The 8,521-nt window shown below is 61.3% G+C and carries 8 protein-coding genes; all 8 read right to left on the reverse strand.

Annotated elements, in window-relative coordinates; genetic code table 11:
• Positions 1 to 76: 76 nt before the first annotated feature.
• Positions 77 to 703 carry a class I SAM-dependent methyltransferase gene (locus ACRESD_RS16525; RefSeq protein WP_431751906.1) on the reverse strand — a complete coding sequence of 209 codons (627 nt, stop codon included), beginning with the start codon at positions 701 to 703 and terminating at the stop codon, positions 77 to 79.
• Between the two features lie 38 nt (positions 704 to 741).
• On the reverse strand, positions 742 to 1,386 hold the full coding sequence (locus ACRESD_RS16530; RefSeq protein WP_056858169.1) for a methionine ABC transporter permease: 645 nt from the start codon (positions 1,384 to 1,386) through the stop codon (positions 742 to 744).
• Positions 1,376 to 2,491, reverse strand: coding sequence for a methionine ABC transporter ATP-binding protein (locus ACRESD_RS16535; RefSeq protein ID WP_431751907.1), 1,116 nt, complete (start codon positions 2,489 to 2,491; stop codon positions 1,376 to 1,378). Before ACRESD_RS16535 ends, ACRESD_RS16530 begins: the two co-directional genes overlap by 11 nt.
• Positions 2,488 to 3,303: a MetQ/NlpA family ABC transporter substrate-binding protein gene (locus ACRESD_RS16540; RefSeq protein WP_431751908.1), complete on the reverse strand. Its 816-nt coding sequence runs from the start codon at positions 3,301 to 3,303 to the stop codon at positions 2,488 to 2,490. The genes ACRESD_RS16535 and ACRESD_RS16540 overlap by 4 nt, the downstream gene beginning before the upstream one ends.
• Before the next feature lie 88 nt (positions 3,304 to 3,391).
• Positions 3,392 to 4,744 (reverse strand): LLM class flavin-dependent oxidoreductase, encoded by a 1,353-nt coding sequence (locus tag ACRESD_RS16545; RefSeq protein WP_431751909.1) that lies wholly within the window; start codon positions 4,742 to 4,744, stop codon positions 3,392 to 3,394.
• On the reverse strand, positions 4,745 to 5,938 hold the full coding sequence (locus tag ACRESD_RS16550) for an SfnB family sulfur acquisition oxidoreductase (RefSeq protein ID WP_431751910.1): 1,194 nt from the start codon (positions 5,936 to 5,938) through the stop codon (positions 4,745 to 4,747).
• Between the two features lie 41 nt (positions 5,939 to 5,979).
• A complete protein-coding gene (locus ACRESD_RS16555; RefSeq protein ID WP_431751911.1) occupies positions 5,980 to 7,221 on the reverse strand; it encodes an SfnB family sulfur acquisition oxidoreductase in 1,242 nt (413 codons plus the stop codon).
• Between the two features lie 187 nt (positions 7,222 to 7,408).
• Positions 7,409 to 8,182, reverse strand: a complete 774-nt coding sequence (locus tag ACRESD_RS16560; RefSeq protein ID WP_431751912.1) for a hypothetical protein — start codon at positions 8,180 to 8,182, stop codon at positions 7,409 to 7,411.
• Between the last annotated feature and the right edge of the window lie 339 nt (positions 8,183 to 8,521).

The following is an 8,521-nucleotide window of genomic DNA, read 5'->3' on the forward strand; positions in this document are numbered from 1 at the left end:
CCCTCCCACATTTGAAATGCATTCCAAGTGTGGGAGAGGGCTTGCCCCCGATGGCGTCAGATCAGTCAGCAAAAATTCATAATTTGCGCCACACACTCGCCAGCCAGGGTTGCTGTTCCCTCGGCAACCCCGCTGGCCGGTAATAGTGTTCCAACTCCACAAAACCGGCCTCGCTCAGCAACGTCTGCCATGCTTCCAAGTTGTGATAAGACCCATACCGCGGCCCATTCCACCCTTCCTGATTCTCGCCCCGTGGATTGGAACTGAACAACACGCCCCCAGGCTTCAACGCCCCATGCAATTGCTTGAGCACACGCGGCAGCTCCTGCCTGGGAATATGAAACAGCACCGCGTTGGCGAAGATCCCGTCGAAGCGCTCGGCAGGCAGGTCCAGCTTGAGGAAGTCCTGCTGCAACACTTCGCAGCCGCTGTCTTCGCGCGCCATCTGCGCAAAGCGCTCGGAGCCATCGAGCCCCACGGCGATATGGCCCCTGTGTGTAAATGCCTGCAAGTCCCGCCCTGGCCCGCAGCCGAAATCCAGCACGGTAAACGGCGCCGTGCCCTGGATATGTCGCAGCAGGGCGTCGATATTCTGGCTTACATCGTGATCGCGGGTGCCTTCACGGAAGTCCTCGGCCACCTTGTTGTAGTGGCCGAGGGTGGTGGAAGTGATCTGGTCGAGGTCGTCGGGCTTGAGGGTCATGACGGCAATACCGAGTGTTGAGATGACCCGACTATACCTCAGCGCTTGTTCAGCACCCGCGCCAGGCGATCGCCGCCCAACTGAATCACTGCCACCAGCACCACCAGCAACACGATCACCGTCAGCATGATCTGCGTATCAAAGCGCTGGTAGCCGTAGCGGTAGGCAATATCGCCCAGGCCGCCTGCGCCAATCGCCCCGGCCATGGCCGATGAGTTGATCATCGTCACCAACGTAATGGTGAACCCGCCGACAATCCCCGGCAGCGCTTCCGGCAACAGCACATGCCAGATGATGTGCCAGCGACGGCAACCCATGGCCTGTGCGGCTTCGATCAGCCCATGGTCGACTTCCCGCAGGCTCACTTCGGCAATCCGCGCAAAAAACGGCGTGGCAGCGATGGTCAGCGGTACGACGGCTGCCCAGACACCGTAGGTGGTGCCGACGATCAAGCGGGTGAACGGGATCAGCGCCACCATCAGAATCAAAAAGGGGATGGAGCGGAACAGATTGACGAACGCGCCCAGCACACGGTTCAACGCCGGTGCCTGGTAGATCCCGCCCTTGTCGCTGGTGACCAGGAACACCGCCAGCGGAATCCCTACCAGTAGGGCGATCAGCGACGACACGCCGACCATCAACAAGGTGTCGATGGCGCCTTGCAACAAACGATCAAACCACATAACCCAACACCTCCACCTGTTGCGCCCAATTCCCTGCACGCTTGCGCAGTTCGACGGCGTTGTGGGGCGAGCCATTCACCGCCAGCAGCAATTGCCCCAGGGCATGCCCCTGAATCCGTTCCACGCCGCCTTGCAGCAAGCGCACACGTCCGCCCAGGGCGCCGAACAGGGCGGCCAGGTCGGGTTCATCGTGGGTGCTGCCGGTGAACTGAAAGCGCAACACCAGCGCGGCGTCGCTCGAGGTCTGAGTGGGTTGCAGGCGGCTTTGCAGTTCTTCCGGCAGCCCGTGTTGCAAGGGCGCCAACAGGGTCTTGCTGACCTCATGCTGCGGGTTGCCGAACACTTGCCACACGGGGCCTTGCTCGACGATACGCCCGTGTTCAAGCACCACCACGCGGTCACAGATGTCGCGAATCACTGCCATCTCATGAGTGATCAACACAATGGTCAGCCCCAAGCGTTGGTTGATCTCGCGCAGCAGGCCGAGGATCGACTGGGTGGTTTCCGGGTCGAGGGCCGAGGTGGCTTCGTCGCACAGCAGAATCTCGGGGTCGTGCACCAGCGAACGGGCGATGCCCACGCGCTGCTTTTGCCCACCGGACAGTTGTGCCGGGTAAGCGTTGTGCTTGTCCTTGAGGCCCACCAGCTCCAGCAGTTCGCGGACCTTTTGCTCACGCAGCGGTTTGGGTACGCCGGCGACTCTGAGCGGCAACTCGACGTTCTGCCACACGGTCTTGGCCGACATCAGGTTGAAGTGCTGAAAGATCATGCCTATGCGGCGACGTAGCGCCACCAAGTGGTCTTCATCGAAGTCGCCAATGTCGACCTGATCGATCAACACCCGCCCGCTGCTGGGTTGCTCCAGGCGGTTGATGGTGCGGATCAGCGACGACTTGCCGGCGCCGCTGCGGCCGATGATGCCAAACACTTCGCCGCGCTGGATCGCCAGGTCAATGCTTTGCAGGGCATGCACCGTGCCGTCGTAGGTTTTACCCAGGTTGATAAAGCGCACATGGGCGCGGTTCAGGTCTGGGTGCAGTTCTGTCTGCTCGGCGTCCCTGGGCGGTAAACCCAGGTCGCGCAGTTGGGCATTGGCGGCGGTCATTTTTTATCTTCCCAGCCCACTTGGTAGAGCTTGCCGAGGGATTTATCCAAGGCTGCGCGTACCACTGGCGAGTGCTGGTAGATATCGACGAACTTGATCACCCGTGGATCGGTTTTGCTTTTCGGCTGGATCACGAACTGGATCACGTATTCCGGGTGGTCGAGGCCGTCGAACAGCAGCGCCGATTCGGCATCGAAGGTCTTGGACAGGCGGATATACGCCGGGTAGCCCTGCACCAGGTCGGCATCGTCATAAGCGCGTACCAGTTGCACCGCTTCCACTTGCAGGATCTTGATCTTTTTCGGGTTGGCAACGATGTCTTCTTCGGTGGCCTTGTAACCCACGCCTGGCTTGAGGGTGATCAAGCCCGCTTTGGCCAGCAGTTGCAGGCCGCGCCCGCTGTTGATCGGGTCGTTGGCGATGGCCACGCTGGCGCCCTGGGGCAGGTCATTGATGCTTTTGTACTTCTTCGAGTAGAGGCCGACGTTGTTGATGATGCCCGGCGCGTACGGTACCAGGTCAAAACCAGCGGCGGCCTTGGCGTTTTCCAGGAATGGAATGTGCTGGAAGTAGTTCACATCGATATCACCGGCAGCCAGGCTGACGTTGGGCGCGATCCAGTCGGTGAACTCCACCAGCTCGACTTTCAGGCCCTGTTTGCCGGCTTCGGTGACGGCGGCTTCCAGGGGAATTGCGAAGGCGGCGGTGGTGCCGATTTTCAGCGGCGCGTCGGCGGCGAATACCGTAGCGCTGAACAAGCTGAAGGCTAGAGCCAGTGCTTTGACTGGGTGGGAGAGGAGGGTCTTTTTCATAGTGTTTATCCAGTCATGTTGGGAGCCATGAAGATCCAGTGTGGGAGGGGGCAAGCCCCCTCCCACACTTTGTGTTCACATTTTTGGCTCAATGGCGGTAGGTAGATCCGGTGTGTTGTTCGGGCAGGCGAGCGGTAGCGTGAAAGACCTTTTCCCTCAGCGTCCCGGCCTCATAGGCTGTCTTGTACGAGCCTCGGCGCTGCAACTCCGGCACCACCAAATCGATAAAGTCCACGTAGCTTTCCGGCGTGACAATTCGCGTCAGGTTGAAGCCATCCAGCCCGGTCTCGCCGATCCAGGATTCCAGCTCATCGGCCACCTGTTCAGGCGAGCCGACCAAGGTGATGTAGCGACCGCCCAGGGCGTGCTGTTCGAGCAATTTGCGCCGGGTCCAGTCGTTGTTCTGCAGGTTCTTGGTCGCCGACTGGATCGCGTTGCTTTTCACGTACTGGATCGGTTCGTCCAGTTCATACTGGGCAAAATCAATCGCCGTGGAGGCCGAGAAATGCGCCACGCCGGCTTCCGCGCTGGCGTAGCTCAGGTATTCGGCGTGCTTCTTCCAGGCCAGCTCCTGCGTGGCGCCAACGATCACGTTGAGGCCCATAAACACCTTGATGTCATCCGGGTTACGCCCAGCCTCGACGGCGCTGGCGCGTACCTTATCCACCTGTACCTTGGTCGACGCCTTGTTCTGCCCGCTGATGAATACGCACTCGGCATGCCGTCCGGCGAACAATAGGCCACGGTCGGAACTGCCGGCCTGGAACAGCACTGGCGTGCGCTGCGGCGAGGGTTCGCACAGGTGATAACCCTCTACCTGGTAGAACTCGCCGTGGTGCTCGATCTTGTGCACCTTGCCCGGCTGCGCATAGACCCGCGCCTGGGGATCGTTGAGCACGGCATCGTCTTCCCAACTGCCTTCCCAGAGTTTGTAGAGCACCTCCAGGTACTCATCGGCCTGGTCGTAGCGGCGGTCATGCTCGACCTGCTCGGTAAGGCCCATGGCCTTGGCGGCGCTGTCGAGGTAGCCGGTGACAATGTTCCAACCGACCCGGCCACGGCTCAGGTGGTCGAGGGTGGACATGCGTCGGGCGAACAGGTACGGCGGCTCGTAGGTGAGGTTGGCGGTCAGGCCGAAACCGAGGTTTTCAGTCACTGCCGCCATCGCTGACACCAGCAGCAATGGGTCGTTGACCGGCAGCTGGATTGACTCCTTGAGCGGCACGTCTATGGAGCTTTGATAGACGTCATATACACCGACGATATCGGCAATGAATAAGCCGTCGAACAGGCCGCGTTCCAGTGTCTTGGCCAGTTCGGTCCAATACTCGATGGTTTTGTACTGAGTCGAAGTGTCCCGTGGATGGGTCCACAGGCCGTGGTTGATATGCCCGATGCAGTTCATGTTGAAGGCATTGAGCAGGATTTTTTTCTTGGCCATTCAGATGGTCCCCCGCAGTGGCGGGTTTTCATCGTTGAGGTAGTAATTGCCCACTGCGTGGTACTTCCAGCGCACGGGGTCGTGCAGGGTGTGCACGCGGGCGTTGCGCCAGTGGCGGTCGAGGCCATGCTCGGCCAGTGTGGCCTGGCTGCCGGCCAGTTCGAACAGGGTGCTGCCGGCGGCGAGGGAAATCTCGGTGCTCAGGGCGCGGACCTCGGCGACAGCGATTGACGCTGCCGCCACCGTCTCGGCATTGGTCTGGGCCTGGGCGCGGTCGAGGAACTCGCCGGAGCGCTCCAGCAGCGCTTCAGTGGCGTGCAGGCGGACGCTCAGGTGGCCGAAACTTTTCAGGGTCAGCGGGTCTTCGGTGGCCTTGTCGTTGCCGGAATCGATCCACGGACGGGTCTTGGTACGCACGAAGTGCAACGCATCTTCAAAGGCCGCACGGGCAATGCCAGTGTCGATGGCCGCGTGAAGGATCTGCGCCAGTGGACCGACGGTGGTCGGGCGTTCGAAGGCGCTCTGGAACGGGATCACGTCCTGCGCCGCGACCCACACGTTATCGAACACCACCGAACCGCTGCCGGTAGTGCGTTGGCCGAAGCCACTCCAGTCGTCGATCACGCTCAGACCTTCGCTGTCGCGAGGGACAAAGGCGAGCTGTTGCACGCCATGCTCATCGACCACCGACGTGGGGATGCGCTGGGCGTAGATCGCACCGGTTGAATAGAACTTGCGGCCGCTGATGCGAAAGCCGTCGCCGTCGCGGGTGAGGGCGGTGACGCGGTCATGGGCGGTCTTGGTGCCCAGTTCCGCCAGGGCGTTGCCAAAGCGCTGGCCGGCCAGCACCTCGGCGTATAGGCGTTTTTGCTGCGTTGGGCTACCGTTCACGCGCAGCACTTCCAGTGCATAGAAATGGTTCTGCGGGATCTGGCCCAGGGAGGCATCCGCCTGGGCAATCAGCGCGATGACCTTGGCCAGGGTGACGTTGGATACGCCCGCGCCGCCGTATTCCTTGGGGACGCTGATGCCCCACAGGCCGGAGCGGGAAAACACGTCCAGTTCGGGCAAGGGCAGGCGGCGCTCGCGGTCGCGCTGGGCGCTGTCGCGACGGAAGTCTTCGGCCAGGTCGCTGGCGACAATAAGGGCTTGTTCGTCGCTGGTGATAACCGCGACGTTTGCAGAGAAAGTCATGTGTGTTCTCCAGAAGCTCGTGGAAAAAGTGTTCTGGTCGGTTAAATCCAGGAATGACGAGCAGGCAAAGTGCCGTTCAAGCGGTAGGCGCCGACGGCGTGATATTTCCAGCGCACCGGGTCGTGCAGGGTGTGCACCCGGGCGTTGCGCCAATGGCGATCAAGGTTGAATTCGGCGAGAGTGGCGCGACTGCCGGCCAGTTCGAAGAGCTTCTCGCTGACCAGCAGTGACACTTCGGTGGTCAGCACTTTCGCCTCGGCCACGGCAATCGACGCCCGGGCGGCGGATTGCGCGGTGATCGGCGCCGCGCTGACTTCGTCCAGCACCTTGGCAGCCTTGCGCAGCAGCGCTTCGGCGGCGTGCAGTTCGATTTTCAGCTTGCCGATGTCGGCGATTACGTACAGGTCGTCGCTGGCCCGTTCGACCTTGGCGTCGATCCACGGGCGCGAGCGTTCACGCACGAAAGCGATGGTGTCATCCAGCGCACCACGGGCAATGCCGGCGTCGATGGCGGCCTGGATCAATTGCGAGACGGCGCCCTGGATGTTCGGGCTTTCACCGATGCGCCAGTTGTCCACCACCAGCTCCACGTCCACCGACACGCGGTCCAGCAGCACGGTTCCGCTGGCGGTGGTGCGCTGGCCGAAGCCTGACCAGTCGTCAACGATGCGCAGCCCTTCGGTGCCACGGCGCACGAACGCCATGACTTGCTTGCCGTCGTCGTTCAACGCCTTGATCGCCACCCAGTGGGCGAACAACGCGCCGGTGGAGTAGAACTTCTGGCCGCTGATGACGTAACCATCGCCCTCGGCAGTGAGGCGTGCCTTGAGCTCCAGGGTGTTCTTGGTGCCGCGTTCCGGGCCGCCATTGCCGATGCGCCAACCGTCGAGCACGCTTTGGAACAACTGCTTTTTCTGGCGCTCGGTGGCAGTGCCCTGCAACAGGTACAGGATGCCGAAGTGGTTCTGCGGGATCTGCCCCAGGGCCGGGTCTGCCGCGCTGATGATTGCGAACACTTCGGCCAGGGTCACGAATGACACTTGCGGGCCGCCGTATTCGCGGGGAATGGAAATACTGCCCAGCCCACTGCGGGTGAACTGTTCAATTTGCGCCCACGGCAACTGGCGCTGCCGGTCGCGCTTGGCCGCCTGCAGGCGCGCGGCCTGGGCCAACTCGTGAGCCGCGTCAAGCGCCTGGGTGTCGTTATGCAGCACGGTGGCTGGCAATAACAGGGGGGCTACGTCCAGATCACTCTGGGGGGGTGTCACAGCCAAATTAGACATCAGCGCCGCTCCTTGGCTGCACGTAATGCCCTGGCGTTATGCACCGGGGTAATTCTGACCATACCGACCTCGCATTCAATGAAATAAAAACAGAAAAATCAGAGATGTCCGGTGGTCCGGTGCATATACCCTAAGCGCGTTAAATTTTTAAATAAACTAACTTTTAGGAATATGCATAGAAGGGCAATCACCCAGGTTCACAAGGCGAGCCGGGGTGACGCGGTTGGTGGATCGACGCGGCCCTGGCCGGGCGAGTCGGCGTCTGTGGCGCGGAGGCGGCGATGTTCAAGATGCGGGGCGGTGCCCAGCGTGAATTATTGCCGACGCGATCGAGAATGCAGTAGGTCACGTCCAGGCGGCAGTTGTCGCCCGCTTCGACAATCACCGTCGAGGGCACCCACATCCGTACCGTTGATCCGACGTCCTTGGCTTGGATCTTCGGCAAGTCCAGGCGTACATCTCCCCAACGCAACGTAATGGCGTCTCCGGTTGCCATGTTCAGGTAGGGATCAATGCATAGCGGAATACCGCGCTGCACCTGGCGGCAGTTGACGCCGTAACGACGGATGGTTTCAGGCAGGTGGACAGGGGCGAGGTTCTGGTTTTCATCGCCGAACAAGGCTGAGTGCTGACCGCCCGGGCAGTTGGTCTTGACCCGTACCGTGGTCACTGCCGAACGCACAGGGCCATGGCCGATTTGCAGGACTTGGTAGTGAACCCGTGCAGGGCCGTCCAGCACAAAACTTTCCGGCACCCGAAGACGGGTCGGGGTACCGACCTTGCACGCAGTCACCCGCCGTGACGCGGCAAAGCAGTCGTTCCAGAACAGTTCGATCAGGTCACCTTCATCCATGCCTGGGTAGGGTGCAATGTCGACCTGCAGGTGTGCAGCGGCCAGGGCGTTGATGCCGTTTCGAATGGCCTGGGGCAATGTCGGGGCGGTGAGCAGGGGGCGCGTCATAAGTCATCTCCTTGATGCAGCCAGCAGCGATCGTTCCGGCCTCGTAGGAGGTTCGGAAGGAACGATTCAGTAAGTAGCCGGGATAGGATCCAATCCTCTGGACGCTAGATAAGAGGGTTGGCCAAGGAGCGTCAATGGCGGCACAGGGCTAAACGGCGGGTTGGAGCAGATTCAGAAGGGTCTGACTGGGGGAAGGATTTTAAGAGGCAGGCGGCGGTGTGTTTTGCCGCTGGATGCGAGGAATTTTTGTAGGCCCCGCTGACTTGTAGTGAGGGGGCTTGTCCCCCGCTGGGCTGCGTAGCGGCCCCAGGTTTTTGGGAGCGCTGCGCACTCCAGCGG

The sequence above is a fragment of the Pseudomonas sp. genome, assembly GCF_050739995.1.
Lineage (GTDB): Bacteria > Pseudomonadota > Gammaproteobacteria > Pseudomonadales > Pseudomonadaceae > Aquipseudomonas.

Bases quoted from the DNA above. Each gene is read 5' to 3' on its own strand.
- ACRESD_RS16545 (WP_431751909.1), bottom strand. From the start codon at position 4,744: ATGGCCAAGAAAAAAATCCTGCTCAATGCCTTCAACATGAACTGCATC.
- ACRESD_RS16530 (WP_056858169.1), bottom strand. From the start codon at position 1,386: ATGTGGTTTGATCGTTTGTTGCAAGGCGCCATCGACACCTTGTTGATG.
- ACRESD_RS16560 (WP_431751912.1), bottom strand. From the start codon at position 8,182: ATGACGCGCCCCCTGCTCACCGCCCCGACATTGCCCCAGGCCATTCGA.
- ACRESD_RS16550 (WP_431751910.1), bottom strand. From the start codon at position 5,938: ATGACTTTCTCTGCAAACGTCGCGGTTATCACCAGCGACGAACAAGCC.
- ACRESD_RS16555 (WP_431751911.1), bottom strand. From the start codon at position 7,221: ATGTCTAATTTGGCTGTGACACCCCCCCAGAGTGATCTGGACGTAGCC.
- ACRESD_RS16535 (WP_431751907.1), bottom strand. From the start codon at position 2,491: ATGACCGCCGCCAATGCCCAACTGCGCGACCTGGGTTTACCGCCCAGG.
- ACRESD_RS16540 (WP_431751908.1), bottom strand. From the start codon at position 3,303: ATGAAAAAGACCCTCCTCTCCCACCCAGTCAAAGCACTGGCTCTAGCC.
- ACRESD_RS16525 (WP_431751906.1), bottom strand. From the start codon at position 703: ATGACCCTCAAGCCCGACGACCTCGACCAGATCACTTCCACCACCCTC.